The sequence below is a fragment of the Halorubrum sp. GN12_10-3_MGM genome (assembly GCF_005435235.1).
Taxonomy (GTDB): Archaea; Halobacteriota; Halobacteria; order Halobacteriales; family Haloferacaceae; genus Halorubrum; species Halorubrum ezzemoulense.
The window spans coordinates 28,092-54,680 of the sequence record NZ_SGUB01000012.1 but is presented as its reverse complement, the minus strand read 5'-3'; the positions used below and the strand labels follow the sequence as shown (position 1 = coordinate 54,680).

General features: G+C 70.3%; 20 protein-coding genes. 11 read left to right on the top strand and 9 right to left on the bottom strand.

Annotation, left to right across the window (positions count from 1 at the left end):
• Nucleotides 1–157: 157 nt before the first annotated feature.
• Nucleotides 158–370: a hypothetical protein gene (locus tag EXE47_RS10535; protein WP_089308439.1), complete on the bottom strand. Its 213-nt coding sequence runs from the start codon at nucleotides 368–370 to the stop codon at nucleotides 158–160.
• A gap of 86 nt (nucleotides 371–456) precedes the next feature.
• Here EXE47_RS10535 and EXE47_RS10530 point away from each other — a divergent pair, with 86 nt between their 5' ends.
• The 5 genes from EXE47_RS10530 to EXE47_RS10510 all read left to right on the top strand — a co-directional run bounded on the left by EXE47_RS10530 (nucleotide 457) and on the right by EXE47_RS10510 (nucleotide 8,305).
• A complete protein-coding gene (locus EXE47_RS10530) occupies nucleotides 457–2,334 on the top strand; it encodes a biotin carboxylase N-terminal domain-containing protein (protein ID WP_137703570.1) in 1,878 nt (625 codons plus the stop codon).
• Between the two features lie 136 nt (nucleotides 2,335–2,470).
• Nucleotides 2,471–6,376: a PAS domain-containing protein gene (locus EXE47_RS10525; RefSeq protein ID WP_137708269.1), complete on the top strand. Its 3,906-nt coding sequence runs from the start codon at nucleotides 2,471–2,473 to the stop codon at nucleotides 6,374–6,376.
• Nucleotides 6,377–6,466: 90 nt separating this feature from the next.
• On the top strand, nucleotides 6,467–6,814 hold the full coding sequence (locus EXE47_RS10520; protein ID WP_137708268.1) for a hypothetical protein: 348 nt from the start codon (nucleotides 6,467–6,469) through the stop codon (nucleotides 6,812–6,814).
• Between the two features lie 445 nt (nucleotides 6,815–7,259).
• Entirely contained in the window at nucleotides 7,260–7,682 is a 423-nt protein-coding gene (locus tag EXE47_RS10515; protein ID WP_137708267.1) for a TRAM domain-containing protein, read from the top strand.
• A 137-nt stretch (nucleotides 7,683–7,819) separates the two neighbouring features.
• Entirely contained in the window at nucleotides 7,820–8,305 is a 486-nt protein-coding gene (locus tag EXE47_RS10510; RefSeq protein ID WP_086215257.1) for a Tfx family DNA-binding protein, read from the top strand.
• Between the two features lie 28 nt (nucleotides 8,306–8,333).
• On the opposite strand, the gene EXE47_RS10505 is transcribed toward EXE47_RS10510, so the two are convergent.
• A complete protein-coding gene (locus EXE47_RS10505; protein ID WP_137708266.1) occupies nucleotides 8,334–9,377 on the bottom strand; it encodes a succinylglutamate desuccinylase/aspartoacylase family protein in 1,044 nt (347 codons plus the stop codon).
• 156 nt (nucleotides 9,378–9,533) lie between these two features.
• Here EXE47_RS10505 and EXE47_RS10500 point away from each other — a divergent pair, with 156 nt between their 5' ends.
• Together EXE47_RS10500 and EXE47_RS10495 are read left to right on the top strand one after the other, a co-directional pair.
• A complete protein-coding gene (locus EXE47_RS10500) occupies nucleotides 9,534–10,361 on the top strand; it encodes an MBL fold metallo-hydrolase (protein ID WP_094582219.1) in 828 nt (275 codons plus the stop codon).
• 61 nt (nucleotides 10,362–10,422) lie between these two features.
• Complete coding sequence (locus tag EXE47_RS10495) at nucleotides 10,423–11,511, top strand: molybdopterin-dependent oxidoreductase (RefSeq protein ID WP_137708265.1); 1,089 nt, start codon at nucleotides 10,423–10,425, stop codon at nucleotides 11,509–11,511.
• A gap of 19 nt (nucleotides 11,512–11,530) precedes the next feature.
• Here EXE47_RS10495 and EXE47_RS10490 read toward each other — a convergent pair whose 3' ends face one another.
• Complete coding sequence (locus tag EXE47_RS10490; RefSeq protein WP_137708264.1) at nucleotides 11,531–14,032, bottom strand: DEAD/DEAH box helicase; 2,502 nt, start codon at nucleotides 14,030–14,032, stop codon at nucleotides 11,531–11,533.
• 316 nt (nucleotides 14,033–14,348) lie between these two features.
• On the opposite strand from EXE47_RS10490, the gene EXE47_RS10485 reads away from it, so the two are divergent.
• Nucleotides 14,349–14,813 carry a DUF5807 family protein gene (locus EXE47_RS10485; protein ID WP_049932670.1) on the top strand — a complete coding sequence of 155 codons (465 nt, stop codon included), beginning with the start codon at nucleotides 14,349–14,351 and terminating at the stop codon, nucleotides 14,811–14,813.
• Between the two features lie 36 nt (nucleotides 14,814–14,849).
• Here the strand turns inward: EXE47_RS10485 and EXE47_RS10480 are convergent, their stop codons facing one another.
• The 3 genes from EXE47_RS10480 to EXE47_RS10470 are packed head-to-tail and all read right to left on the bottom strand — an operon-like array spanning nucleotide 14,850 to nucleotide 19,186.
• The gene (locus EXE47_RS10480; RefSeq protein ID WP_089308432.1) at nucleotides 14,850–16,502 is read right to left on the bottom strand and encodes a long-chain fatty acid--CoA ligase; all 1,653 of its coding nucleotides are present in this window, start codon (nucleotides 16,500–16,502) and stop codon (nucleotides 14,850–14,852) included.
• Nucleotides 16,503–16,559: 57 nt separating this feature from the next.
• Complete coding sequence (gene metX, locus EXE47_RS10475) at nucleotides 16,560–17,858, bottom strand: homoserine O-acetyltransferase (RefSeq protein ID WP_089308431.1); 1,299 nt, start codon at nucleotides 17,856–17,858, stop codon at nucleotides 16,560–16,562.
• Nucleotides 17,855–19,186, bottom strand: coding sequence for an O-acetylhomoserine aminocarboxypropyltransferase/cysteine synthase family protein (locus tag EXE47_RS10470; protein WP_089308430.1), 1,332 nt, complete (start codon nucleotides 19,184–19,186; stop codon nucleotides 17,855–17,857). The genes metX and EXE47_RS10470 overlap by 4 nt, the downstream gene beginning before the upstream one ends.
• A 182-nt stretch (nucleotides 19,187–19,368) precedes the next feature.
• Here EXE47_RS10470 and EXE47_RS10465 point away from each other — a divergent pair, with 182 nt between their 5' ends.
• A complete protein-coding gene (locus EXE47_RS10465) occupies nucleotides 19,369–21,552 on the top strand; it encodes a glycoside hydrolase family 3 C-terminal domain-containing protein (RefSeq protein WP_089308429.1) in 2,184 nt (727 codons plus the stop codon).
• Nucleotides 21,553–21,584: 32 nt separating this feature from the next.
• A complete protein-coding gene (locus EXE47_RS10460; RefSeq protein WP_089308428.1) occupies nucleotides 21,585–23,003 on the top strand; it encodes a DHH family phosphoesterase in 1,419 nt (472 codons plus the stop codon).
• Nucleotides 23,004–23,040: 37 nt separating this feature from the next.
• Here EXE47_RS10460 and EXE47_RS10455 read toward each other — a convergent pair whose 3' ends face one another.
• A complete protein-coding gene (locus EXE47_RS10455; RefSeq protein WP_089308427.1) occupies nucleotides 23,041–24,561 on the bottom strand; it encodes a molybdopterin-dependent oxidoreductase in 1,521 nt (506 codons plus the stop codon).
• Nucleotides 24,562–24,713: 152 nt separating this feature from the next.
• Nucleotides 24,714–25,277: a HalX domain-containing protein gene (locus tag EXE47_RS10450; RefSeq protein WP_089308426.1), complete on the bottom strand. Its 564-nt coding sequence runs from the start codon at nucleotides 25,275–25,277 to the stop codon at nucleotides 24,714–24,716.
• A 144-nt stretch (nucleotides 25,278–25,421) separates the two neighbouring features.
• Between EXE47_RS10450 and EXE47_RS10445 the strand changes: the two genes are divergently transcribed.
• A complete protein-coding gene (locus tag EXE47_RS10445) occupies nucleotides 25,422–26,153 on the top strand; it encodes an ATPase domain-containing protein (protein WP_094579684.1) in 732 nt (243 codons plus the stop codon).
• A gap of 97 nt (nucleotides 26,154–26,250) precedes the next feature.
• On the opposite strand, the gene EXE47_RS10440 is transcribed toward EXE47_RS10445, so the two are convergent.
• On the bottom strand, nucleotides 26,251–26,589 hold the full coding sequence (locus EXE47_RS10440) for a helix-turn-helix domain-containing protein (protein WP_049932657.1): 339 nt from the start codon (nucleotides 26,587–26,589) through the stop codon (nucleotides 26,251–26,253).

Below are 26,589 nucleotides of genomic sequence, written 5' to 3'. Positions count from 1 at the left end.
TCGAATAGCGTCGCCGGACGCGGTGGCGTCCGGCCGCGTACATTCCCCCGACGGCGCGCCGTCGACCCGTCACGCCGTCGACCCGGCCCTGACTCAGGGCGCGTTCGTAGATCGGTCCACTGACATATATACCTGTGGTAGTCTCTCTCGCGGTCGGTCACTCCTCTCCGAGCTCGTCGCCGCCGGAGGTCGGCGCCCCACCCCGGTCTCCGAACAGCCGGTTGAGGACCATCGGAACGACGACCACCAAGGCGAGGAGCGCGCCGACTCGGACCAACAGCGACGCGTCGGTCGCTACCGTGAGTCCGAGGTAGACGGCGGCGCCGACGAGGACCGACGGCAGCATGTATGGGTTCCCGGCGTCAAGCATACCTCACCGTGGCGCCCGCCGCCCCCTTAACCGCCTCGGCACGGACCGACAGAGTTTGGTAGCAGTTCGTGGAAGAACCGACAGGAATGTTCGATAAGGTTCTCGTGGCGAACCGCGGCGAGATCGCGGTCCGCGTGATGCGCGCCTGTGAAGAGCTCGGCGTCGACACCGTCGCCGTCTACAGCGACGCCGACAAGCACGGCGGCCACGTCCGGTACGCGGACGAGGCGTACAACGTCGGGCCCGCCCGCGCGGCCGACTCGTACCTCGACGGCGAGGCGGTCGTCGACGCGGCGCGGTCCGCCAGCGCCGACGCGATCCACCCCGGATACGGCTTCCTCGCTGAGAACGCCGAGTTCGCCGCCCGCGTCGAGGCCGCCGACGGGATCACGTGGATCGGTCCCGCGAGCGACGCGATGGAGCGGCTCGGCGAGAAGACGCACGCGCGCCGCGTGATGGACGACGCGGACGTGCCGATCGTCCCCGGGACGACGGAGCCAGTCACCGACGTGGAGGCCGTCACGGCGTTCGGCGACGAGTACGGCTACCCCGTCGCGATCAAAGCGGAGGGCGGCGGCGGCGGCCGCGGGATGAAGGTCGTCGAGAGCGCCGACGAGGCCGAGGAGGCGCTCGAATCCGCCAAACGCGAGGGCGAGGCGTACTTCTCGAACGACTCGGTGTACCTCGAACGCTACCTCCAGACCCCCCGCCACGTCGAGGTCCAGATCGTCGCCGACGAGGGCGACGACGGCGAGGGCCCCGCCGACACGTCCGACGTGGTCCACCTCGGCGAGCGCGACTGCTCGCTCCAGCGCCGCCACCAGAAGGTGATCGAGGAGGGGCCCTCCCCCGCGCTCTCCGACGAGCTGCGCGAGAAGATCGGCGAGGCCGCCCGCCGGGGCGTCGCCGCCGCCGACTACACCAACGCCGGCACCGTCGAGTTCCTCGTCGAGGAGGACCCCGACCGCGACCCGTCGGAGCCGCTCGGGCCCGACACCCCATTCTACTTCCTCGAGGTCAACACTCGGATTCAGGTCGAACACACCGTCACCGAGGAGCTGACCGGGATCGACATCGTCAAAGAGCAGCTCCGGGTCGCCAGCGGCGAGGGGCTCTCCGTCTCGCAGGACGACGTCGAGCTGGAGGGCCACGCGATCGAGTTCCGGATCAACGCCGAGAACGCCGCGGACGACTTCCAGCCCGCCAACGAGGGGTCGCTGGACACGTACGACCCGCCGGGCGGGATCGGCGTCCGCGTCGACGACGCGCTCCGGCAGGGCGACGAGCTCGTCACGGACTACGACTCGATGATCGCGAAGCTGATCGTACGGGCCGGCGACCGCGAGACCTGTCTCACCCGCTCGAAGCGCGCGCTCGCGGAGTACGACATCGACGGCGTCGTCACCATCGTCCCGTTCCACCGGCTCATGCTCGACGACGAGCGCTTCGTCGACGGGACGCACACGACGAAGTACCTCGACGAGGATCTCGACCGGGAGCTGGTCGCCGAGGCGCAGGAGCGCTGGGGCTCCGAGACGGTCGGCGCCGCGGACGACGACGAGGAGGTGACCGAACGCGAATTCACCGTCGAGGTGAACGGCAAGCGCTTCGACGTCGAGTTAGAGGAGCGCGGCGCGCCCGCGATCCCGGTCCCGGAGGGCGGTGGGAGCGGTGGGAGCGGCCAGCAACGCCCGCCGCAAGCGAAATCCGACGACGGCGGCGACGAGGGCGACGTCGACGTCGCGGAGGGCGGCGAGGCGATCGACGCGGAGATGCAGGGGACGATCCTCTCGGTCGACGTCGCGGAGGGCGACGAGGTCGCCGCCGGCGACGTGGTCTGCGTCCTCGAGGCGATGAAGATGGAGAACGACGTGGTCGCCGAGCGCGGCGGCACCGTCGCGGGGGTCCACGTCGCGGAGGGCGACAGCGTCGACATGGGCGACGTGCTGATCGTGTTGGAGTAGTCGGACTCCCGTCCCCGCGAGTCGCTTCGCGCGTTTCCTCGGTGACGAACCCGTCTCTCACGGCACTCTTGGTGGCTCTATCACTGGAAATAATCGGCGGGAATGATTGATACGACCGCGTCGCCGAGAGTCCGTAATGGAACACCCGAGCGACGAACACCCGGAGCGGATTCACGTGCTGTACGTGAACGGCGACGCCGACTTCGCCGAACTCGCCCGGGCGAAACTCGAACGGATCGCCCCGCGAGTCACGGTGACGACCGTCGGCGACGCGCGGGCCGCCCTCGATCGGGCGATCGAGGGCTCCGCCGACTGCCTCGTCACCTCGTACTCGCTGCCGGAGGGGACCGGGATCGACCTCGTCTCGCGAGTCGAGACCGAGCGCCCCGACCTGCCGACGGTCCTCTTCACCGGGAGGGGCAGCGAACGGATCGCCAGCGAGGCGACCCAGGCCGGCGTGTCGGACTACATCCCGATCCACGGGACCCAGGACAGCTTCGAACTGCTCGCCGGGCGGATCCGGACGCTCGTCGACGCGGCGCGCAAGCAGGCGGCCGCCGAGCGGTTGTCGGACCGCTTCCAGCGGACGCTCGAACGCGCCACCGACGCGATCTACGCGGTCGACGACGACTGGCGGGTGGAGTACATGAACGACACGATGGCCGAGCGGGTCGACCGCGACCCGGAGCGCATCGTCGGGAACACGATCTGGGAGGCGTTCCCGTCGATAGTGGGGACGGAGCTCGAAGAGCGGTATCGCACGGCGATGGCCACCGGCGAACCGGCGTCGTTCGAGCAGCGGCTCGGCGAGCCGTTCGACTACTGGGTCGAGGTGCGGGCGTTCCCGGACGAGGATGGGCTCACCGTCTTCTCGCGGGAGATCACTGACGACCGGGAACGCGAACTGGAGCTGGAGCGTAGCGAAGCGGTACTGGAGAACGTCCACGACGCGGTGACGGTCGTCGACGAGGACCGGTCCGTCGTCTTCGCGAACGCGGCCGCGGGCCGACTGCTGTCGGACGATCGGTCGGCGGACCTCACGGGGGAGCGGCTCTCCGACCTCGTCGGCGACCGCGTCGGCGAGTCGGACGCTCGCGCGTTCTCCGAGACCGTCGACCTGACGCTCGACGAGATGGAGAGCGACGGCGGGACCTCCGGGTTCTACGACGCAGACCTCCAGATGGACGTCGCCGTCGGAGGCGGCCAGCGGACGTTCGACATTCGACTGACGCCGTTCCAGCGCCGATCGACCAACCAGGTGCTCGTCGTCGCCCGCGACGTGACCGAACAGAGCGGGGCGAAACGCCAGCTGGAACGGGAGCGAGACGCGCTCCGAGAGCTCCAGACCGTCATGGGGAAAAACGACATCTCGGCCACGGCTCGCCTCCGGGACCTCCTCCGTGTCGGCTGCCGGACGCTCGGGCTCGAGATCGGCATCGTCTCGCGGATCCGCGACGACGACTACACGGTCGAAGCGGTTCACGCGCCGGACGCCGACCTCGAGGCCGGCGATCGGTTCGACCTCGAAACGACGTACTGCGCGGAAGTCGTCGAGACCGACTCCGTCTGCTCGTTCGCCGACGCGGTCAGCGACGGGAAGGAGACGCATCCCGCGTACCGCGACCTCGAACTCGAGTCGTACATCGGCGTGCCGCTCGTCGTCGACGACGCCCGCTACGGGACGGTCAACTTCTCGAGCCCGACGACGCGGGTTGCCCCGTTCGGGGCGCTCGAACGGACGTTCGTCGAGCTGTTGGCCGAGCTCGTGAGCGCCGAGCTCTCCCGGGCGCGAGACCGCGCCGAACTGGAGCGACAGGAGTTCCTCTTCGACCGCGTTCAGGACATCGCGGACATCGGCGTCTGGGAGTACTTCCCGTCGCGAGAGGAGCTCACGTGGTCGGACGGGACGCGCCGGATCCACGGCGTCGACGCGGGGTACGAGCCGTCGATCGACAACGCGGTCGAGTTCTACCACCCGGACGACCGCGCGACGATCACCGACGCGGTCGAGGCCGCGGTCGAGGACGGGGAGGGGTACGACCTCGACCTCCGGATCGAGCGGGCGGACGGCGAGGTGCGCGACGTCCGAGCGTGGGGGGAGTACGTCGAGGACGCGCGGCGGGGCGACGCGGCGCTTCGCGGCGTGTTCCAAGACGTGACGGAGCGGGAGGCGAAGCGGCGCGAACACCAAGCACTCGCGGAGGAGTACGCGGCGCTGCTGGAGACGTCCGGCGACGCGATATTCCTGCTTGACGTCGACGCCGCCGGCGACGAGCCGTCGTTCGAGTTCGCCCGACTCAGCCCCGGCTACGAGTCGCAGACCGGGCTCACGACCGCGGACGTCCGGGGCGAGACGCCGCGGGCGGTGTTCGGGGAGGAGCAGGGGGCCGAACTCGCGGCCAACTACGCCCGCTGCGTCGCGGAGGGCGAGCCGATATCGTACAGCGAGGAGCTCGAGACCGTCGCCGACGGCCGCTTTTGGGAGACTAGCCTCGCACCGGTGATCGTCGACGGCGAGACGGTCCGGCTCGTGGGTATCGCCCGGAACGTGACCGAGCGGGTCGAACGGGAGCGGGAGCTCGAGGCGACGAACCAGCGACTGGAGTCGCTCATCGAGGCGACCCCGCTCACCGTCATGGAAGTCGACGCCGACGGGAGCGTCGTCCGCTGGAACGAGGAGGCCGAGACCATGTTCGGCTGGTCCCACGAGGAGGTGCGCGGCGAGGAGAACCCGCTCGTCTCGGCGGAGCGGTGGGACGAGTTCGCCGCGCACCGGCGGCGGGCGCTCCGCGGCGAGCGGGTCCGCGCCGAGGAGGTACGGCTAGAGACGAGGGCCGGGGCGGAGCTGGATCTCCTCCTGTCTATCGCCCCGATAACGGATCCCGACGCCGAGGTCACGGGTACGCTCGCCGTCGTCGAGGACATCTCCGACCAGAAGCAGCTGGAGGGCCGGCTCCGGGCGCTCCAGGAGACCGCTCAGCGGCTCAGCAGCGCCGAGTCCGCCGGGGGGATCGGCTCCGTCGCCGTCGGCGCCGCGGCCGACGTCCTCGGCCTCGACATCACCGCGGCGTGGGAGCACGACGAGCGGGCGGACGCGCTCGTCCCGATCAGCGAAACGCCGGCGACGACGGACCTGTTCGGAGCGGCGCCTCGGTTAGACCGCGGCGAGGGGCTCGCGTGGGACGCGTTCGAGTCGGGGGAGACGCGGGTGTACGACGACCTCGACGACGCGGACCGCCGATACGACCCCGACACGCCGATCCAGAGCGTGGTCATCGTCCCGCTGGGCGAGTACGGCGTCATGATCACCGGGTCGACGTCGCCCCGCGAGTTCTCCGAGACCGACGTCGACCTGTTCCGGATCCTCGGCGCGACCGTCGAGGCGGCCTTCGCGCGGGCGAGCCGTGAGGCGGAGCTCCAGCGACAGAACGAGCGGCTCGACGAGTTCGCGAGCGTCGTCGCCCACGACCTCAGGAACCCGATCACCGTCGCGCAGGGGTTCCTCGAAATCGCGGCGGAGACGGGCGACCCGGACCACTTCGACCGGGTACAGTCGGCGCACGACCGGACCGAGCGGCTCATCGACGACCTGCTCGCGCTGGCTCGCGGCGAGACCGCGGTCGAGGACGCCGAGACCGTGGACCTCGGGACCGTGACGACGGAGGCGTGGGGGTACGTCGACACGGACGAGGCGGCGCTCGCGGTCGCGGACGACGTCCCGACGGTCACCGGCGATCCGGGGCGCCTGACGCAGCTCTTCGAGAACCTCTTCCGGAACGCGGTCGAGCACGGCGGGCCGACCGTCTCGGTGACCGTGGGGCGGCTGGACGGTGACGGGGGCTTCTACGTGGAGGACGACGGGAGCGGGATCCCGCCGGATCGACGCGACGAGGTGCTCCGTCACGGCGTCACGTCCAGCGACGGGGGGACCGGCTTCGGGCTCTCGATCGTGGCCGACGTCGCGGAGGCGCACGGCTGGACGGTCTCCGTGACGGAGGGGAGCGACGGCGGCGCGCGGTTCGAGTTCGACGCGGCCGCGTAGGGCCGCACCCGAGTCGGAGCGGGGGACCGCGACGCCGGTCGGGCCGATCTGACCGACGCTGTTTAACCGACCGCCCGAGAACGAGGGGGTATGGAACCGGTCGACGACTGGCGGTCGGCGATCGACGAGGCCGGCGAGCTGACCGGCCCGATCGCCGCGGCCATCGTCGAGGCCCACGGCGACCGCGGCCAGCGCGCCATCGAGGCCGTCGGCGAGGGGCGCGTGAAGCGCTACCGCGACTTCACCGTCGTCGTGGGCCACGAAGACGAGTACGTGGTCGAAGACGGGGAGTGTACCTGCGCGGACGCGACGTACAACCTCGACGCCGACGACCCCGACGAGCGCTGCTGGCACGCCATCGCGGTCGACGTCGCGGACGCGCTTGACGCCGTCGACCACCACGACATGTGGTACTCCGAGGTCCGCGAGTTCCTCTGAGGCCGCCGCCCGCGCCGCCGAGCGTCGCTGCCGCCGCCGCTCTGGGTCGTCGGACCCCACCAAAACAGCCGCCGCTCGCCCGCGTGAGGCGACGTTTTTCGCGAACTTCGGTCTGAGAGTCGAAAACGTTTACAACAGCGGCCGGTCTCCCCTACGGTATGGCGGACTGTCCACTCGCCTGCTCTATTGAAAATGGATAAAGGCGCAGGGATTTGTTGATCTCAACGCGGTTTGCTCGGTAGTATTCTCGAAAGTATTAGTTGAAATATGTTCCGTCTAAGATGATCACATCGATCACCGGTGGGATTGGCTGGAAAGCATCGTCACTCCACGACGAACCTCAATATTTCACGGTTCAAAATCGGGCGATTCCGCTGCCGTACCTCATTTTCAATAGAGCACACTCGCCGACGACTGCCCCAGCTTCGACGAACGGATCCAGGGGATGGGGTGTCAACACTACGGCAACAAAGGCGGCGCGGAGTGGTGTAACCACTACGACATGCCGATTTACGAGCTGAAACAGCAGCCGGTCCAGCCCGGCGAGGCGGTCGTCGTCGAGGTCGACGACATCCACGAGAGCGGTGCTGGCGTCGGCCGCACCGACGACGGGTTCATCGTCCTCGTCGACGGGCTCCTCCCCCCGGCGCGCGCCGAGGTCAAGATCCACCGCGTGAAGTCCAGCCACGCGACGGCGCAGGAAGTCGTCGAGCGCCTCCCCGACGACCCGGACGCCGAGGAGTCCGACGACGACGCGGACGCCGAGGGGAACGACGAAGAGGAGAGCGAGGACGACGAGGGTCGCAGTCGCCGCGACCGCCCGGACCGCGAACGGCTCGGCAGCCGCGAGAACTTCTGGGGCAAGTGACGGCGTCTCGGGGGAGCCCCGCCCCACGGACAGTCCGGACGCCGTCGATCCGTCGCGCGATTCTCCGCCGCCCGACTCCCGCGACGCCCGTCGCCTAAAACCGCCGTTTTTTGACCGACCGGCCCGTCGATGACCACATGGTGGCAGACGACGAGCAGCCGGAGCCGGTCGATGTCGACGCCGACTCGATCCTGGAGGGGGCTGGGTTCGACGCCGACGAGAGCGTGCTCACGCGCCGGCAGGCGGAGGTGTTAGCGCTCCGCGAGCGCGGGCTCCGACAGTCGGACATCGCCGACCGACTCGGCACCTCTCGCGCGAACGTCTCCAGCGTCGAGGCCAGCGCCCGCGACAACGTCGAGCGCGCCCGCGAGACGGTCGCGTTCGCGGAGGCGCTGTCCTCGCCGGTCCGCGTCGAGATCGAGGCGGGAACCGACCTCTACGACGCGCCGAAGCGGGTGTACGACGCCTGCGACGAGGCGGGCGTCAAGGTGAACCAGACCGCCCCGGAGCTGATGAAGGCGATCGGCGACCGCGCGGGAGACGCGGTCCACGGCCGCGAGGTCCGCAACCGGCTGTTCGTCACGGTCGCCGCCGACGGGCAGATCCGCGTCCGGCGGCCGTAGCCTCGCGCCGCAGTCGGTTTCCGCTCTCTCACTCCACGTCGATCCGCTCCGCGACGCCGACGAGCGTCGCGCCCGCGGTGACCGTTGCCTCGCGGGCGACCGAGTACGCGATCCCGTCGCGGTCGGCGCGCGCGACCTGATGCGTCTCGAACGTCGTCGGGTCGAACACCTCGCCGACGCAGTCGCCCTCGGTCACCCGGTCCCCGACGGCGAGGTCTGGCTCGGGGACGAACAGCCCGGAGTCGCCGGCGGTCACCCGCCCGAGGTGGTTGCGCGCGACGACGCCGTCCCACGGCTCGGGCTCGCCGTCGAGCAGCCCCTCGTGTCGCAGCGCGCCGATCATCCCGGCTACGCCGGTCTCGACCGCCGCCGGGACGACCTCCCGGCTGTGGGCGAGCTCGGGCGTGATCGTCGGGATCCCCTCGCGGGTGGCCGCGACCCGGAGCTTCCCGGCGAACCCGCGCTCGTCCCACTCCGTGTCCGCGTCGTCTCCGGCCGCCTCCGCGAGCAGCAGGTCGGTGCCGAACGCCTCCGCGAGCCCGCGGCAGGCGTCGTCGCCGCGCATGTACACCGCGTGGGTCGCCATCGACGGCGACCCGGTGTGGAGGTCGACGATCGCGTCCGCCTCGCCCGCGAACGCCCAGAGCCGGGTGGCCATCCGGTCGTGGAGCGACCCCTCCGGGTCGCCGGGCCAGCATCGGTTCATGTTCGGCTGGCGCGAGTCGAGCGACTCCGGCGTCGTGTACGAGACCCGGTCGAAGGTGAGCGGGTCGGCGACCGGCACCGTCACCAGCGTGCCGTCGAGGTCGGCGGCCGACGGCCCGCCCTCGGCTCCGGTCTCGGACGCCTCGCCGACGAGCCGCTCGTGGAGCCGCCTGAGGACCGCGGTCCCGTTCACCTCCCGGCCGTGTTGGGCCGCTTGCGTGTACACCACGGGCGCGTCCTCGGGCGCGTCGAGTTCGGGGCCGTCGTCGCCGTCGACGAGTTCGCCCTCGCCGTACGCGTGGACGGTCGTCCGGATCGGCACGCCCGAGGGGAGCCGCGCGAGCGTCAGTTCTCGGCTGGTGTGCATGGTCCGGATCGGGGCGGATCGGGGTTATACCTCGGGGGTTCGGTCGCCGTGCGCTTCGGCCGCCGTGCGGTTCGGCCGCCGTGCGGTCGCTCCCGCCCCGACTTCTGCCGCGCCCCGACCGCGGACGCTAAGGCCGTGGCCCGCCGAGAGCGTCCCATGCGCGTCACCCTGCTCGGGACGGGCGACACGACGGGGACGCCGACGGTCGGCTGCGACTGCGACACCTGCGAGACGGCTCGCGAGCGCGGGGTGTCGCGGTCGCGCTTCTCCGTCCACGTCGCCAACGAGCGGACCGGCGAGTCGCTGCTCGTCGACTTCAGCCCCGACTTCAGACAGCAGTTCCTCGCGGCCGACGTCCCGCTGCCGGACGCCGGCCTCGTGACGCACATCCACTTCGACCACCTCGACGGGCTGGGGAACGTCTACCGGCTCGTCGACGGGCTGCCGGTCCACGCGCCAGCGGAGACCGACCCAGCGACCGACGAGAGCGTCGCGGAGACGATCCGAGACAAGTACGACTACCTCGAAGACCGGATCGGCGTCCACGCCCGCGACCCCTTCGAGCCCTTCGAGACCTGCGGCTTCGAGGTGCGGTTCGTCCCGGTCGACCACCCGCCGCTCGTCTGTTACGGGGTCGTCGTCCGAGATCCGGTGACCGGCGCGAAACTCTCGCTCACGGGCGACACCAGCTACGACGTTCCCGAACGCTCCCGCGAGGCGCTCGCCGGCGCGGACCTCCTCCTCGCCGACGCCATCGTTCCCGCCTCGCTCTGTGAACACCACCCGATCGGCGGCCGACACGAGGGGCCGGACGGCGTCGCCCGCACGTTCGGCACGAAGCACATGACCCGGGAGGGGGCGCTCGCGCTCGCGGACGAGCTCGACCCCGACCGGACGCGGCTCGTCCACCTCGCCCACTACTACCCCGCCGACGAGGCGTTCGAGGAGCCGCTCGCGGTCGACGGCGAGGTGTACGAGCTGTAGCGAGCACGGCGATTCTCCGCGGGCTGTATCCTTTTGTCTCGCTAGCACGTAGCACGCGTAGATGGCCGCGACGGACCGACTCCGAACCGCGCTCGACCGCTTGGAGCCGCCGCCGCGCGCGGTCGACTGGTCGCTGTTCGCGTTCGTCGTCGCCGAGGCGGCCACCGGGCTGGTCTCCTTCACCGTCGGCGTCCCGGAAGGGTGGCCGCTGTTCTGGCTCCACCGCGCGCTCGGCGTCGGCATCGTCGCGCTGCTCGGGTGGAAGCTCGCCCGCGTCCGGCGTCGGCTCACTGACCCGACCCTGTGGCGGCGGTCGACCGCGCTCTCCGTCCTGACGCTCGTCGCCGCGGTCGGCGCGCTCGCGACCGGCGTCGCGCGGGTGTTCGGCCTCGACGTGCGTCTCTCCTACTGGACCCTGCTGTCCGTTCACGTCGGGTTCGGGCTCGCGCTCGTCCCGCTCGTGGCCGCGCACGCCGCCACCCGGTTCCGCCCGCCTCGGCGCGTCGACTTCGAGCGGCGGCGGACCGCGGTCCGCTACTTCGCGCTGCTCGCGGCCGGCGGCACGACCTACCGCCTCCAGCAGGGGATCAACGACGCGCTCGACACGGCCGGGGCAGACCGGCGGTTCACCGGCTCGCAGCCCCGCGAGGGCGACGGAAACGGCGCCTTCCCGATCACCTCGTGGGTCGCCGACGACCCCGACCCGATCGACCGCGACGCGTACCGGCTGGCGGTCGACGGCCTCGTGAGCGACCCCGTCGAACTGACGGCCGCGGACCTCGCCGCGGGCCACGAGACCGAGGCCCTGCTCGACTGTACGAGCGGGTGGTACACGGTCCAGGAGTGGGACGGGATCCGCGTCGGCGACCTGCTCGACGCGGCCGGAGATATCGACGGCGACGCGGCCCACGTCCGGTTTACGTCCGTGACGGGCTACCGCTGGAGTCTCCCCCTCGACGAGGCCGAGGACGCGCTGCTCGCGACGCACGTGGGCGGAGAGCGGCTGAGCCACGGCCACGGCGCGCCCGCCCGACTGGTCGCGCCCGACCGCCGGGGTTTCCAGTGGGTGAAATGGGTGACGCGCGTGGAGGTCCGGTCGGAGTACGACCTCGGGCAGTGGGTGGTGACGCTGGTGAGCGGGTTCGACTAACTCCGCGGCCGGTCCGGCCTCACTCGTACTCGGTCCCGACGACCTCGCGGATGCGCTCCGCGGTCACCGGGCCGACGCCGTCGACGTCCAATAAGTCGTCTTCGGGCGCGGTCATCACGGCCTCGACGGTGCCGAAGTGTTCCAGCAGCGTCCGCGCCGTCACGGGCCCGATGTCGGCGATCGAGGAGACGACGTACTCCTGCTGTTCCGCGCGGGTCTTCGTCGTCTTCTCGCCGTGGACGCTCACCTCGCGGTCGCGCGTCTCCTGCTCCCGCTTGGCGATCGTCGCGAGCAGCTCGGTGGTGTCCTCCTCGCCCTCGGTGCGGATGACGCTCACGTCGAAGTCGACCGCGAGCGACGCGAGCGCGCCGCGGATCGCGTTCGGGTCGATATCGCGCTGGCCGTAGAGGTTCGTCCCTTCGACGACCATGACGGGGCGAGCGTACGCCCGCGAGAGCTCGCCCACCTGCTCGAACATCGACCGGTCGGAATCGAGCATCGAGTCGACGAAGTCGGCCGCCGACTTGCGCTCGACCGCGACGCGGTCCGAGAGGACGTAGTCGCCGACCGCGAGCGTCTCCAGCCGGGTGACGAAGCCGTCGCGCGTCGAGAGGTCCTTCGCGATCGAGGAGTCGAGCTCGCGCTGGTCGACGACAACCTCGACGCCCTCGTCGACGCCGGCGGTGGCGACGACGCCGTCGTCGCCTGCGTCCGTCTCTCCCTCGACCTCCGTCTCTCCGCCAGCCTCGGCCTCCACGTCGTCCACGTCGTCTTCTCCCTCCCGCGCTTCCGCAGCGAAGTCGGTGAGACCGGCGTCGCCCTCGTCGTCACCGCCGATCTCGCCTTCATCATCACCATCGACTTCGCCCTCAGCCTCACCCTGGTCATCGCCCGAGCCGCCTTCGCCAGAGTCGCCCTCGCTCGCGGACCCGCCGGCGAACGCGTCGAGGCCGGCCTGTCCCTCGTCGCCGACTGACTCCTCGATGTCGTCGGTGGCCTCCTTCAGCTCGGCGAGCTGGCTGGCCATCTTCTTTTCTCGGCGCCGTGAGATCCAGAAGAACGCCTCGTCGCGGGTGTCCTCGGCCATCAGGACGACGACCTTTCCCTCGGCCTGCCGGCCCGTCCGCCCCTTGCGCTGGATCGAGCGGATCGCAGTGGGGACGGGCTCGTAGAAGCAGACGAGGTCGACCTCGGGCACGTCGAGGCCCTCCTCCGCGACCGAGGTGGAGACGAGCACCTCGAACTTGCCCGTCTTGAATTCGTCGAGCGTCTCTTGTTGCTGTTTCTGGCTCATCCCGTCGGAGCCGTCCTTGTCGCCCTGTCCGACGAACTTGCGCACGTCGAAGCTGGCGGAGAGGAACTCCACGAGCGCCTCGGCGGTGTCGCGGGACTCGGTGAACAGGATGGCGCGCTCGCCCTCGTTGATCCCGAGCGTCTCCGCCAGCAGGATGCGGGCCTTCGAGAACTTCGGGTGGAGCCCGTCGAACGACTCCGCCTTCCGCATCGCTTCTCTCACTTTGGGGTCCGCGACCATGCGCTGGCTGGCCTTCGACGCGCCCGACGACCGGGCGGCCTCGCGCTGGCGCTCGAAGTAGCGACGCACGGACTCGACGGACTGCGTCTCGACAAGCTCGGTCGCGCGCCGGAGCTTCATCACCTCGGCGTGGGTGGACATCCCCTTGTACCCCTCCGACTGGTCGTTGTCCATCATCTGTTTCAGCTGCCCCCGCATCTTGTTGAGGTCCTTCTGCGAGAGGTCGGGGTTCGTCGTGTTCGTCACGCCGAGCTGTTTCAGCTTCTCCAGCCGGTCCGTGATCACCTCGTTGAGCGCGTCCCGGATCGCGAGCACCTCGTCCGGCAAGGTGACTTGCTCCCACCCGACATCGGTGTCGTGAGTGTACTCGTCGACGTCGGCGTCCTCCTCGGTCATCACCTCGACGTTGACGAGCCCGAGGTTCTCGCAGACCGTCTCGATCTCCTCGGTGTCGCCGCCCGGCGAGGCCGACATCCCGGTGACGAGGGGGTCGGCTGCGTCGGCGTGGTACCGCTCCGCGATGTAGACGTACGCGTAGTCGCCGGTCGCGCGGTGGCACTCGTCGAAGGTGAGGTGGGTCACGTCGCGCAGCGAGATCCGGTTACCGACGAGGTCGTTCTCGACGACCTGCGGCGTCGCGATCGCGATGCGCGCGTCGTCCCAGAGCGCGGCGCGGTCGTCGGGCTTCACGTCGCCGGTGAACACGACGATCTCGTCGTCCGGAATCTCAAGCGCCTCGCGGTAGAAGTCCGCGTGCTGCTGGACGAGGGGCTTCGTGGGGGCCAAGAAGAGCGCCTTCCCGCCCGCCTCGTGGAGGCGCTCGACGGTGACGAGCAGGCTGACCGTCGTCTTGCCGAGGCCGGTCGGGAGACAGACCAGCGTGTGTTTGTCGGCGGCGGCGTCCGCCAACTGGAGCTGGTAGCGGCGCCGCTGGAGGAAGTCGTCGACGAGCAGGGGTCTGTCGATCCCGGCGGCCTCGGTCGCCATCGGCGGTGCTTCGCCGCCGTCGGCCTAAAGCCTTCGCGAAGCGGGGTGAAAGTTATCCGTCGACGGAACGTTCCTCTCGGAGCTCCTCCGGAACGTCCTCGTCGACCAGCTGCGCCCACTCCGCGAGCCGGTCGTCGGATCTGTTCTGCGTGCTCATTACGCGACGGATCTCCGTGGTGCGTATTAACAGTTACCCCGATTCCACACGATCTATTATATGCTCGGCGGATCGCCGCTCCGCGATCGCCCGCGACCGGAGCCGGTTCCGCTCGAGGCGACACGCACACCTTTTACCGCTCACGCGCCTCCGGGCGGCATGAGCAACCTCGACGAGTTCCTCGCGGGCGAGCGGCTCGACGACGTGGTCTTCTACCTGAGCGACGCGTACCTCGACGACGACTCCCGGCTGCGCGAGGTCGGCACCGAGACCGCCGGCGGCGTGCGGCTGATCCTCGACGGCGAGACCGGGCGGTCGGCGTTCCAGGCCGGCACGGGCATGGGCGCGATGGAGTTCGCGAAGACGGCGATGGCCGCGGAGGGCGAGATCGCGCGCTCGCTCGACGACGGCGCGTGTCCGTTCGCGGACGGCCCGGACGCGGACGACGCGAGCGAGGATCCCGAAGCCGACCACGACATCCAGTTCATCTTCGCGTTCGCCGAGGCGCAAAACGAGGAGGTCGGCGGCCTCTACGCCGAGGGCGACGTGGTCCACGCGTACGCTCACTGTACCTGCGGCGAGAGCTACTCGCACAAGTGGGTCGTCGGCGACCGCGACGACTGAAAGCCCGCCGAGCGACCGGCTACCCGCTCGGCTCGACTACTCCTGCTCGGGCGCGTCGTCTTCCGGGACGGCCCCCTCGACGAGCGACTGGTCGCCGTACTGCTCCCGGAGGTCCTTCTTCGAGAACTTCCCGGTGGCGGTCTTGGGAACCTCGTCGATGAACTCCACCGCGTCCGGGACCCACCACTTGGGGTACTCCTCGCGGAGCCCGGTCTCGATCCGCTCGACGAGCTCGTCGCGGTCGACGCCCTCGGCCACGACGATGAACGCCACGGGGCGCTCCTGCCAGCGCTCGTGGGGCACGCCGACGACGGCCGCCTCGCTGACGCCGTCGTAGGCCATGATCGCGTTCTCCAACTCGACGCTGGAGATCCACTCGCCGCCGGACTTGATCACGTCCTTCGTCCGGTCGACGAGCTGCATGTAGCCGTCCTCGTCGACGGTGACCACGTCGCCGGTCTTCAGCCAGCCGTCGACGAACTCCTCCTCGTTCGCCTCGGGGCGCTTGAAGTACTCCTTCGTGACCCACGGGCCGCGGATCCGGAGCTCACCGAACGCCTCGCCGTCCCACGGGATCTCCTCGCCGTCCTCGTCGATGACCTCGAACTCCAGGCCGGGAGCGACGAGCCCCTGCTTCGAGCGCTTGTTCACCTGCGTCTCGTACTCGGCGTCGCGAAGGTCATCTTTGAGATGCGAGACGGTGCCGATCGGCGACAGCTCCGTCATCCCCCACGCGTGGAGCACCTCCACGTCGCGCTCGTCGTACCACTCGACCAGTGCCTTCGGTGCGGCCGCGCCGCCGATGATCACGGTGTCGAGCGTCGAGAGGTCTACCTCGTTACCCCCCTCGATGTACTCGCGGAGGCCGAGCCACACCGTCGGCACGCCCGCGGAGATGGTCACGCCCTCCTCTTCGATCAGCGCCGCGAGGTCCGCGGGGTCCGGCGAGGGACCGGGGTAGACGTGCTTCGCGCCCGCGGCGGCGGCGGTGAACGGCATCCCCCACGCGTTGACGTGGAACATGGGAACGACAGGCATCACCACGTCGGAGTCCTCCATCGGGATCCCCTGCGGGGTCTGGGAGGCCATCGTGTGGCTCCACAGCATCGAGTGGGTGTACTCGACCCCCTTCGGCTTCCCCGTCGTGCCGGAGGTGTAACAGAGGCCGGCGGGCTGGTCGCCGTCGAGGTCCGGCCAGTCGTACTCGGTCGAGTGGTCCGCGATGAACTCCTCGTAGGCGGGCGCGTCGAGCGCGTCGATGCCCTCCGAGCCCATCGCGACGAAGTCGACGCCGTCGAACTCTTCCGCCCCCTCCGCGGCGCCCGCGATCTTCTCGGCGAGCGACGGGTCGACGAAGATGATCTCGTCTTGGGCGTCGTCGACGATGTACCGGATGTGCTCGTCGGGCAGCAGCGGGTTGATCGTGTGGAGCTGCGCGCCCGTGTTCGGGACGCCGAAGTACGTCTCGAAGTGCCGCGTGTGGTTCCAACAGAACGTCGCGACGCGGTCGCCGCGCTCGATCCCGTGGTCGTCTAAGGCGTTCGCGAGCCGGGCCGTCCGGTCGGCGTACTCGGCATACGTGTGCCGCGTCCGCCCCTCGTGCGTCCGCGAGACGATCTCGGTGTCGGGGTACAGTCGCTCGGCGCGCCACATGAACGGTCGCAGGGTCTGCGCGTGTCCGCCTGGCATACCTCTCACCTCACGCGGTCTGGAACTATGAACGTTATCATGATTGATCGTGATTCTTCACCCCCGAAACAGGCTCGCGTGGACCGGCGCGTGGTTAGAGTCTGGCCGCGGGTCGTCGCCGTCGTCGCCGTCCTCGTCGGAGACGGCGCGGCCGTCGACGCCGTCGGCGAGGAAGTCTCGGACCGGCGGGCCGACGTGTTCCGGCTCGACGAGGAACGCGTCGTGGCCGTGGTCGGAGTCGACCACGTGGTGGGCGACCGGCACCCCGGCCTCGCGGAACGCGTCGCCCAACGACGCCGACTGCTCGACGGTGAAGTGCCAGTCGGCGGTGAAGCTCATCAGCAGCGTCTCCCCCTCGAACGCGGCGAGGGCGTCGGCGTCGGTCCCGTGGCCGGCGGCGAGGTCGTACTCGTCCATCGCGCGCGTCAGATAGAGGTAGCTGTTCGCGTCGAAGCGGTCGCCGAACCCCTCCGCCTGGTAGTCGAGGTACGACTCGACCTCGCGGTACGGGAAGAACCCGGCTGTCGGCTCCGGCGGCAGCCCGAGGTCCCCGTCCTCGCGCGTCAGGGAGTCGCGGCCGGCCGACCGGCGCCCGAACTTCCGCTCCATCGACGCCTTCGAGAGGTACATGATGTGGCCGATCTGGCGGGCGATCGCGAGTCCCTCGGTCGGGGCCGGCCGGTCGTCGCCGTAGTAGTCGCCCCCGTTCCAGTCCGCGTCCGCGCGGATCGCCCGGCGCGCCACCGCGTCGAGCGCGAGACACTGCGCGTCGAGGCGTCCGGCCGTCGCGATCGCGACCACGCGGTCGACGTCGTCCGGGTACCGCTTCGCCCACTCCAAGGCGTTCATCCCGCCGACGCTGCCGCCGACGACCGCCCGAAGCCGCCCCACGCCGAGGTGGTCGAGCAGCCGGCGCTGCGCGCGCGCCCAGTCCTCAACTTGGACCGGCGGGAACGCGGTCCCCCACCGGCCGTGGTCGGGCTCCTCGCGGAGGTCGAGGTCCGCGGGTCGCTCGCTGGCGGGGCCGGTCGTCCCGTAACAGGAGCCCGGAACGTTCGCGCAGACGACGTAGTACTCGGTCGTGTCGATCGCCTTCCCCGGGCCGACGACGTCGTCCCACCACGCCCGGGCCTGCCCGGCCTGCCCGGCCCCGGTGGTCTCCGCGTCCCGCTCCGGCTCGGGGGAGCGCGCGACGTTCTGGCTCCCGGTGAGCGCGTGGCAGACGAGCACGACGTTGTCGCCGTCGAACTCGCCGTGCGTCTCGTAGGCGACCTCGAAGTCGGGGACCGACTGCCCGCACTCGAAGGTGAACTCGCCGAGCGAGGCGACGCCGTGGTCGGTCGGGACGGCGCTCATCGGTCCGCCCCCTCGTCCGCGGCCCGCTCCTCCTCGGTCCGGCCCGCCGCGACGTGCTCGCCCGCGGCCAGTCCCGCGTCGAGGTCGGCGATCACGTCGTCGGGGTCCTCGATCCCCACCGAGAGCCGGAGCATCTCGGGGTAGACGCCCGCGAGCCGCTGCTCGTCCTCGTCCATCTGCGCGTGGGTGGTCGAGGCGGGGTGGATGACGAGCGTCTTCGCGTCACCGATGTTCGCGAGGAAACTCGTCAGGTCGACCGACTCGCAGAAGGTCTTTGCGGCCTCGTATCCGCCGTCGACGCCGAAGGTGACCATCCCACCGAAGCCGTCGAGGTACTCCGCGGCGTTGCCGTGGCTCTCGTGGTCCTCGAAGCCGGGGTACGTCACCCAGTCGACGCGGTCGTCGCCGCGGAGGAACTCGGCCACCCGCCGCGCGTTCTCGCAGTGGCGATCCATTCGCAAGGGGAGCGTGTTCAGCCCCTGGATCGTCTGCCACGCGTCGAAGGGCGACTGCTGGCCGCCGGTCGGCCGCACGCCGCGCTGGCGGGCGACGTTCGCGAACGCGGCGTCGCCGAACTGCTCGACGAAGTCGATCGGGTACGCGGGCGATTCGCCGTCGAGCTCGGCGTAGTCGGCGTCGGGGTGGTCCCACGGGAACTGCCCGCCGTCGATCACGACGCCGCCGACGGTGGTGCCGTTGCCCGTGATCCACTTCGTCGTCGACTCCCAGACGATGTCGGCGCCGTGCTCGAACGGCCGACAGCAGTACGGCGTCGCGAACGTGTTGTCGACGACGAGCGGCACCGCGTTCTCGTGGGCGATCTCGGCGAGCCGCTCGAAGTCGGGCGTGACGAGCGAGGGGTTCGCGAGCGTCTCGACGTGGACGAACGCGGTGTCGTTGTCGATTGCGTCGGCGTACGCGTCGTAGTCGAGGGTCTCCACGAGCCGCGTCTCGATCCCGCGGCGGTCCGCGACGCTGGTGAGGTACGCGGCCGTCCCGCCGTACATCTCGGAGCTGGCGACGACGTTGTCGCCCGCGCTCGCGAGGACGGTGGTTATCGCGTCGAACGCGGCCATCCCCGAGCCCGTCGCGACCGCGTCCGACCCGCCGGCGAGGTCGGCGAGCCGCTCTTCTAAGACGTTCACCGTCGGGTTTGAGAGCCGGGAGTAGACGTGGCCCTCCGCCCGGAGCGCGTACAGCTCCGCCGCCGTGTCCGCGTCGTCGAAAACGTACGAGGTCGTCTGGTGGATCGGCGTGGCGCGGGCGCCGGTCGCCGCGTCGGGCTCGGCGCCGGCGTGGAGACTCCGGGTGGAAAACCCACGTGTCATGTACGTAGTGTATATCTCTGGACACTGCTATAACCGTCAGTTACGGCAAGTGATGCCTCGGCCTGTCCCGCGGCGGACACCGAACGGCGCGCCGCGGCTCGAGACCGAACCCGTCGCTACTGCGACGCCGCTTGGAGAACGCCCCCCGAAACGGTTTCCGGCAGTCTCACGAGGATTCGGGTATGACTGAAACACCCACACCTGCCGACCTCGTCGCCGACCTCACGCTGACGGAGAAGGTCCGACTCGTCCACGGGGCCGTCGACCCTGAGGGTCGGGCGACGGGCTACGTCCCGGGCGTCGAGCGCCTCAACATCCCCCCGCTCCGGCTGGTCGACGGGCCGCTCGGTGTCCGGGTCCCCGGCGAGTCGGCGACCGCGTTCCCCGCGCCGGTGGCGCTCGCCGCGACCTTTGACTCGGCTCTCGCGCGCGAGCACGGCGCGGCGCTCGGCCGGGAGACGCGCGGCGCGGGACAGGACGCCCTGCTCGCGCCCGGCGTCAACCTGATCCGCGTCCCGCACAACGGCCGGAACTTCGAGTACCTCTCCGAGGACCCGGTCCTCTCCGCGACGATGGGCGCGCGGGTGGTCGCGGGGATCCAGTCGGCGGACGTCATTGCCACCCCCAAACACTACGTCGCGAACAGTCAGGAGACGCATCGCGCGTCGGTCAGTGCCGAGATCGGCGAGCGCGCGCTCCGGGAGTGTTATCTCCCCTCGTTCCGCGACGCCGTCGAGGCGGGCGCGGGATCGGTGATGACCGCCTACAACGGCGTCGACGGCGTCCGGATGAGTGACCACCGCGAGCTCGTAACCGGGGTGCTGAAAGGCAAGTGGGGGTTCGACGGGTTCATTGTCTCCGATTGGTACGGAACGGAGGGCGCGGCGGCCACGGCCAACGCGGGCCTCGACGTGGAGATGCCGGGCACCTCGCCCGAGGCGCTCCACGACGGGACGGAAGATAAGGGCGACGAGTCCGACGGCGGCGGCTTCGACGACCTCCCCGAATCGATCGCTCGCGGCATGCCCGATCCGCGGACCTGCGAGGGGTTCGCCGAGACGCTCGCCAACGCGGTGCGAGACGGCGACGTCCCCGAGTCACGCCTCAACGACATGGTCGTCCGGGTCCTCCGCGCAATGGACGGCGTCGGGCTCTTACGTGACGTAGACGAGCGCGCCGACGGCGCCGTCGACACGCCGGCCCACCGCGAGCACGCCCGCGAGGTCGCCGCGCGAGGGACCGTCCTGCTGAAGAACGACGGCGGGGCGCTCCCTCTCGACGACGATGCCGATGTCGCCGTGATCGGCCCGAACGTCGACGAGGCGGTCCTCGGCGGCGGCGGCTCCTCGGAGACGACGCCGGTCGTCTCCACGGCGCCGGTCGAGGGGTTCGAGTCCCGCGCCGCGGGCGACGTGACCGTTCGCTACGGGCTCCCGCGAGTCGAGGGCGTCTCGATGTTCGACCTCCTCGCGGGCGACGACGGGACCGACGGGGACGCGCGCGATCCCGACGTCGACGGCGCGGTCGACGCCGCGGGCGACGCCGACGCCGCGGTGGTCTTCGTGCGCGACGCCGCCACCGAGGCGATGGACCGCGAATCGCTCCGGCTCCCCGGTCGACAGGACGAACTCGTCGAGCGGACCGCGGCCGCCGCGACCCGGACCGTCGTCGTCGTCAACGCCAGCGGTCCGGTCGAGCTGCCCTGGCGCGACGCCGTCGACGCGGTCCTGGTGAACTGGTACCCGGGACAGGCGCACGGCGACGCCGTCGCGAGCGTCTGCTACGGCGACGCCGACCCCGGCGGACGGTTACCGGTGACGTTCGCCCCTGAGGGGGCATACCCGACCGCGGTCGACGAGCGCCGCTTCCCCGGCGTCGATGGCGAAGTGAGCCATGACGAGGGGGTGTTCGTCGGCTACCGCTGGTTCGACGCGGACGACGACCGCGCCGCGGGCGCAGGCGACGCCGAACCGACCTACCCGTTCGGCCACGGCCATTCGTACGCGACCTTCGAGTACCGCGACGCGAGCGTCGAGGCGGCGCCGGCGGCCGACGCCGAGCGTCGGGCGACCGTCACCGTCGCGAACGTCTCCGACCGCGACGGCCGCGAGGTCGTCCAGGCGTACGTTCGCCCGCCGGCCGTGGACGGGGTCGACCGCCCGGTCCGGGAGCTCGCGGGGTTCGCGAGCGTCGCTGTCCCGGCGGGTGAGGTACGTACCGTCGAAATCGTGCTCGACGAGCGCGCGTTCGCGCGGTACGGGGAGTCAGGGTGGCGGGTCGACCCCGGCGAATACGCCGTCGAGATCGGCCGTTCGAGCCGGGACGCGCGGGTTGAGCGCGTCGTCGACCGCCGCGACGAAGCGTGAGTTTATCCACGGTCGCGAGCCAACAAGAGGTAATGGCAGTCGCCGCCCCCGTTCCCGACCTCGCCGACCGCGCGACCGACTGCGCCGACCGCCTGCGCGAGGCCGACAGGGTGCTGCTCGCGTCCCACATCGACGCCGACGGGATCACGAGCGCCGCGGTCGCGTCCACCGGGCTCGCCCGGGCGGGGATCGACCACGAGGTCGTCTTCGAGAAGCAGCTCGACGCCGACTCGATCGCCGGGATCGCCGCCCGCGAGTTCGACGTGGTGCTGTTCACCGACTTCGGCTCCGGCCAGCTCGACGCCATCGCCGACCACGAGGACCGCGGCGACTTCGTCCCCGTCATCGCTGACCACCACCAGCCCGCCGACCGCGACACGCGGTACCACCTCAACCCCCTCTTGGAGGGGATCGACGGCGCGAGCGAGCTGTCGGGTGCCGGCGCGAGCTACCTTCTCGCCCGCGCGCTGGAGGGGCCCGACGGCGACAACCGCGACCTCGCCGGGCTCGCCGTCGTCGGCGCGGTCGGCGACATGCAGGACTCGGCGGACGGGCTCGTCGGCGCCAACGAGTCGATCGTCGCTGACGGCGTCGACGCCGGCGTCCTCAACGCGCAGACCGACCTCGACCTGTACGGCAGACAGACCCGCCCGCTCCCGAAGCTGCTGGAGTACGCCTCCGACGTGGACATCCCGGGGATCTCGAACGACGAGGCGGGGGCCATCTCCTTCCTCACCGACCTCGACGTCGACGTGAAACGCGACGGGGAGTGGCGCCGCTGGGTAGACCTCGACGCGGAAGAGCGCCAGCGGCTCGCCTCCGCGCTGATGCGCCGCGCGGTCGTCTCGGGCGTCCCGTCCGAGCGGATCGAGGCGCTCGTCGGGACCTCCTACACGCTGGTCGACGAGGAGCCCGGAACGGAGCTGCGAGATGTCAGTGAGTTCTCGACGCTGCTCAACGCGACCGCCCGCTACGAGCGCGGCGACGTCGGCCTCGCGGTGTGTCTCGGCGACCGCGGCGACGCGCTCGCGGAGGCGCGCCGGCTGCTGCGCACGCACCGGCGGAACCTCTCTGAGGGCCTCCAGTGGGTCAAAACCGAGGGCGTCACCCACGAGGACCACCTCCAGTGGTTCGACGCCGGCTCCCGCATCCGCGAGACGATCGTCGGTATCGTCGCCGGGATGGCGGTCGGCTCCCCCGCGGTCGACCGGTCGAAGCCGGTGATCGCCTTCGCCGAGGAGAGCGCCGAGGAACTGAAGGTCTCCTCGCGCGGCTCGCACGCGCTCGTCCGGCGGGGGCTCGACCTCTCGACGGTGATGCGCGAGGCGAGCCGATCGGTCGGCGGCGACGGCGGCGGCCACGACGTGGCCGCGGGCGCGACCATCCCGATCGGCGAGCGCGACGCGTTCCTCGCCGAGGCGGACCGGATCGTCGGTGAACAGCTCTCGTGAACGCCGTCGGCTCCCCGCCCGCCCACTCGCCGACCGTTCACTCGCCGACCGTCCGGCGGACCCAGCCCGACGCGCCGCTCGGGACCGGGCCGGACGCCTCGCTGGTCTGGCGCGTCCCCTCGCCGTCGACCGCGCGGACGACGACCTCGTGTTCCCCGGCGGGCTCGAAGGCGTGGCGCCACTGCCGCCAGACGTCCGCGTCGGGCAGCGCGTCGGAGAGCTCGGCGTCGGTCCACGAGTCGCCACCGTCGGTCGACACCTCGACGCGCTTGACGCCGGGCGTCCCGGCGTAGGCGTGGCCGGCCAGTTCGATCCGGCCGTCGCCGAGTTCCGTGATCCCCTCGTCCCAGAGCTTGGCCACGGTGGTCACCTCGCCGGTCCCCTCCCAGCCGCGCTCTTCCCAGTAGCCGTCGTCCTCGACGTTCAGCAGTTCGATTTCCGAGAGCCATTTCACGTTCGTTTCGCCCCAGTGGCCCGGGATCAGCGTCCGGACCGGGTGGCCGTGGTTCGTCGGGAGCTCCTTGCCGTTCATCCCCCACGCGAGGAACCCCTCGGCGAGTATGTCCACTGGGAACTGAACGTAGTACCCGTCCTCGCCGCGCAGCATGGCGCAGTTACAGTCGCCCTGGGGGTCCACGGATTCGAGCAGCGGCCGGATCGGCGTCCCCGTCCAGACGGCGGTGCCGATTCGGCGCCCGTTCAGGTCCTCCCCGACGCACCGCAGCGTCACCGCGCGGTTCTCGGCGGGGCGCTCGATCAGCTCGTCGAAGTCGACCGTCTGCCCGGAGCCGGTCTCGCCGGTGAACGTCAGCGACCACTCCTCGGCGGTGACCTCCGGGTCGAACTCCGCGATGTCAACGTTGTAGAACTCGCCGATCGGCGTCACCATCTCCTGGAGCCCGTCGCTTTCGACCGTCAGCGACGCCGAGTCGAGTTCTCGGAGCCGCGCGGCTGTGCCCTCCGACCGCGGGGCGTTGGGGAGGGGATCGTCGGCCGACGCGATCGCCCGCCGGCCGACGACGGTCGCGGCGACGAACCCGAGCGCGCCGGCGACGACCCCGAGCGTCCGGCGGCGCACCGCGTCGACGACCGCCGGCGAGCCCCTCACTGTGCCGGTGTCACCTCCGGACGGGGTCGCGGACGACGGCAACCACCCGATCCCGACGACGACCGCCGCGGGGAGTGCCGCGCCCAGCGCACCCGTCGAGACGCCCGTCAAGCCGGCGGCAAGCAGCCAGGATCCCCCACCCGCGATCGCGGCGCCGACTGCTCGCCGATCGGTGCGCACGGCGAGCCGAAGGCCCGCGAACGCGACCGTCCCGAACAGTCCGACGGCGATCGCGAGCGCCAGCGCGATGTGGATCAGGTGGCCCGCCTCGCCGAGCGTTTCGATCGTCGCCGTCACGATCGGTCCAGGAGTCAGGTTGACGACGGTTTGGTCGATCGGCCTGACGACGAACGACGGCGTCCACCCCGCGACGAGGTACGAGCCGGCGATCGCGGCCGCGCCGGCCGCCGCGGCGAGAAGCGTTTCCCGTCGCTCGGTAACGTTGGTCACGGTCAGGGTTAGGGCCGCAGTAACTTGAACTGCGGCCTCGGCCGAAACCGCTACAGTACCGTCGGCGTCGCCGGAGTACGCACAGCCGTGACGGCGAGAAAAGCGATCGGAACGAGCGCCGCGAGCGATCGCAGCGAGGGAGCGGCGTCGCGTTAGGCCTCGCCGAGGTCGCGGAACATCGCGCGGTAGTCGTCGGTCGACAGCGACTCGCCGAGGTCGTCGATGTCGGCGTCTAAGTCCTCCAACCGGTCGACCAGTTCGGCGTACGCCTCGTTCTCCTCGCGCTGTGCGGCCGGTTTCTGTGAGCTGAGAACCGCGCGTTTGCTGGCGAGCGCGGCGGCCTCCTGGACGAGGTCGTCGTACTCGCTGCGCGTCAGTAGCGTGTCGATGGCTGCGAGCAGCTTCGAGCGGCTCACCGGCTTGGTGAGGTAGAGGTCGAACCCCATGTCGATGATGTCGAAGTCGGGTTCGACCGCGGTGACCATCGCCACGCGACAGTCGTACCCCTCCTCGCGGATGTGTCCCAAGACGTCGTCGCCGCTCCCGTCGGGGAGGCGGCGGTCGAGGAGCACCACGTCGACGGCGGCGTCGACGCGGTCGATCGCCTCGGCGGCGGTCTCCGCCACGTCGACGGCGTACTGCTCCTCTAAGAAGCCGGCGTACAGCGCCGCGATGTCTGGCTCGTCCTCCACGACGAGCACCGACGGATCGCTCACCGCCGATCACCGCCCAGGGCGACCGGACACGCTTCACCGGGCATACACGAATGGGCGGCGTGTCGAGAGATAAAACTGTCGCCGTTCGCTCGCCCGATGTGCTCAACCGTCTTTTATATACCCTGGCCGTCAAAGAGGAGACGAATGTCAGAACTCGTCTCCACCGGGGTCGAGGGGCTCGACTCCATTCTCACCGGCGGCATCACCGAGCGGTCGACGGTCCTCGTCTCCGGCAACCCGGGCACCGGCAAGAGCATCTTCGGCATCCAGTACCTCCATCACGGCGTCTCCGAACACGGCGAGCGCGGCGTCTACGTCTCCTTCGAGGAGGACGAGGCCGACATCCGCGGCGCGGCCGCGTCCGTCGGCTTCGAGGGGTTCGACGAGATGGTCGACGACGGCGACATCGTCATCCTCGACAAGCGGGAGATGTTACGCGAGACCGACTTCTCGACCGCGGTCGACCGCCTGCTCGACACGGTCGAGGACGGCGATTTCGACCGGCTCGTTCTCGACTCGCTGTCGATGTTCCAGTTGTTCTTCGACGCCGAACAGGAGAAGCGCACCTACCTGCTGAAGTTCTCGGACATCCTCAAGGCGAACGGGCTCACCTCCCTGCTCATCAACGAGCAGGGCGCCGTCTTCCCCGACACGGAGGTCAGCTTGGAGAACTTCCTCACGGACGGGAACATCTACTTTATCCAGACGCCGACCGACTCCGGGGTCAACCGCTACGTCTGGGTGGCGAAGATGCGGAAACAGGACATTGACACCGACATCTTCCCGATGGAGATTGGGCAGGGTGGGATCACGGTCCATGAGCGCGCCGGCGGGTTCTCGATGATGGGCGGCTCCGACGACCAGCCCTCGTTCTAACCCTCGCAGCGCGGCTGCGTCGATCGCGACCCGGTGACGCTCTTTCGATCGCGGCACGATCGACGGTCTTCCGACCGCCGCCGCCGCCCAACGCTGATCACTTTCGCGATGAGAGGTCGCGCCAGACGTCGTCGAGGCGGTTCTTCACCGCCGACCGCTCCTCCACCTCGACGGTGAGTCCGTCGCGGAAGTCGACCTCGACCCCGTCGACCCTCCGACGGTACACCTTCACGCGCCGGTGTTCGTCCGAGAGCGGGCGGTCGTGTAACTCCAGTAGATCGGCCTCCTCCAACTCGTTGATCCGTCGGTAACACGTCGCGATCGGGACGTCCAGCTGGTCGCTGAGATCCTGCGCCGACTTCGCGTCGCCCGTCGCCGTCAGGATGTCCGTGTTGTATTTGTTACCGAGTACGGTGATCAGATTGTCCCCCACCAT

Excerpts from the sequence above, each read along its gene's own strand:
- EXE47_RS10535 (WP_089308439.1), bottom strand. The coding sequence starts at position 370 with ATGCTTGACGCCGGGAACCCATACATGCTGCCGTCGGTCCTCGTCGGC.
- metX (WP_089308431.1), bottom strand. The coding sequence starts at position 17,858 with ATGAGCGCCGTCCCGACCGACCACGGCGTCGCCTCGCTCGGCGAGTTC.
- EXE47_RS10505 (WP_137708266.1), bottom strand. The coding sequence starts at position 9,377 with ATGCACACCAGCCGAGAACTGACGCTCGCGCGGCTCCCCTCGGGCGTG.
- EXE47_RS10445 (WP_094579684.1), top strand. The coding sequence starts at position 25,422 with ATGTCAGAACTCGTCTCCACCGGGGTCGAGGGGCTCGACTCCATTCTC.
- EXE47_RS10485 (WP_049932670.1), top strand. The coding sequence starts at position 14,349 with ATGAGCAACCTCGACGAGTTCCTCGCGGGCGAGCGGCTCGACGACGTG.
- EXE47_RS10530 (WP_137703570.1), top strand. The coding sequence starts at position 457 with ATGTTCGATAAGGTTCTCGTGGCGAACCGCGGCGAGATCGCGGTCCGC.
- EXE47_RS10510 (WP_086215257.1), top strand. The coding sequence starts at position 7,820 with ATGGTGGCAGACGACGAGCAGCCGGAGCCGGTCGATGTCGACGCCGAC.
- EXE47_RS10440 (WP_049932657.1), bottom strand. The coding sequence starts at position 26,589 with ATGGTGGGGGACAATCTGATCACCGTACTCGGTAACAAATACAACACG.
- EXE47_RS10520 (WP_137708268.1), top strand. The coding sequence starts at position 6,467 with ATGGAACCGGTCGACGACTGGCGGTCGGCGATCGACGAGGCCGGCGAG.
- EXE47_RS10500 (WP_094582219.1), top strand. The coding sequence starts at position 9,534 with ATGCGCGTCACCCTGCTCGGGACGGGCGACACGACGGGGACGCCGACG.
- EXE47_RS10525 (WP_137708269.1), top strand. The coding sequence starts at position 2,471 with ATGGAACACCCGAGCGACGAACACCCGGAGCGGATTCACGTGCTGTAC.
- EXE47_RS10490 (WP_137708264.1), bottom strand. The coding sequence starts at position 14,032 with ATGGCGACCGAGGCCGCCGGGATCGACAGACCCCTGCTCGTCGACGAC.
- EXE47_RS10465 (WP_089308429.1), top strand. The coding sequence starts at position 19,369 with ATGACTGAAACACCCACACCTGCCGACCTCGTCGCCGACCTCACGCTG.
- EXE47_RS10495 (WP_137708265.1), top strand. The coding sequence starts at position 10,423 with ATGGCCGCGACGGACCGACTCCGAACCGCGCTCGACCGCTTGGAGCCG.
- EXE47_RS10470 (WP_089308430.1), bottom strand. The coding sequence starts at position 19,186 with ATGACACGTGGGTTTTCCACCCGGAGTCTCCACGCCGGCGCCGAGCCC.
- EXE47_RS10515 (WP_137708267.1), top strand. The coding sequence starts at position 7,260 with ATGGGGTGTCAACACTACGGCAACAAAGGCGGCGCGGAGTGGTGTAAC.
- EXE47_RS10480 (WP_089308432.1), bottom strand. The coding sequence starts at position 16,502 with ATGCCAGGCGGACACGCGCAGACCCTGCGACCGTTCATGTGGCGCGCC.
- EXE47_RS10460 (WP_089308428.1), top strand. The coding sequence starts at position 21,585 with ATGGCAGTCGCCGCCCCCGTTCCCGACCTCGCCGACCGCGCGACCGAC.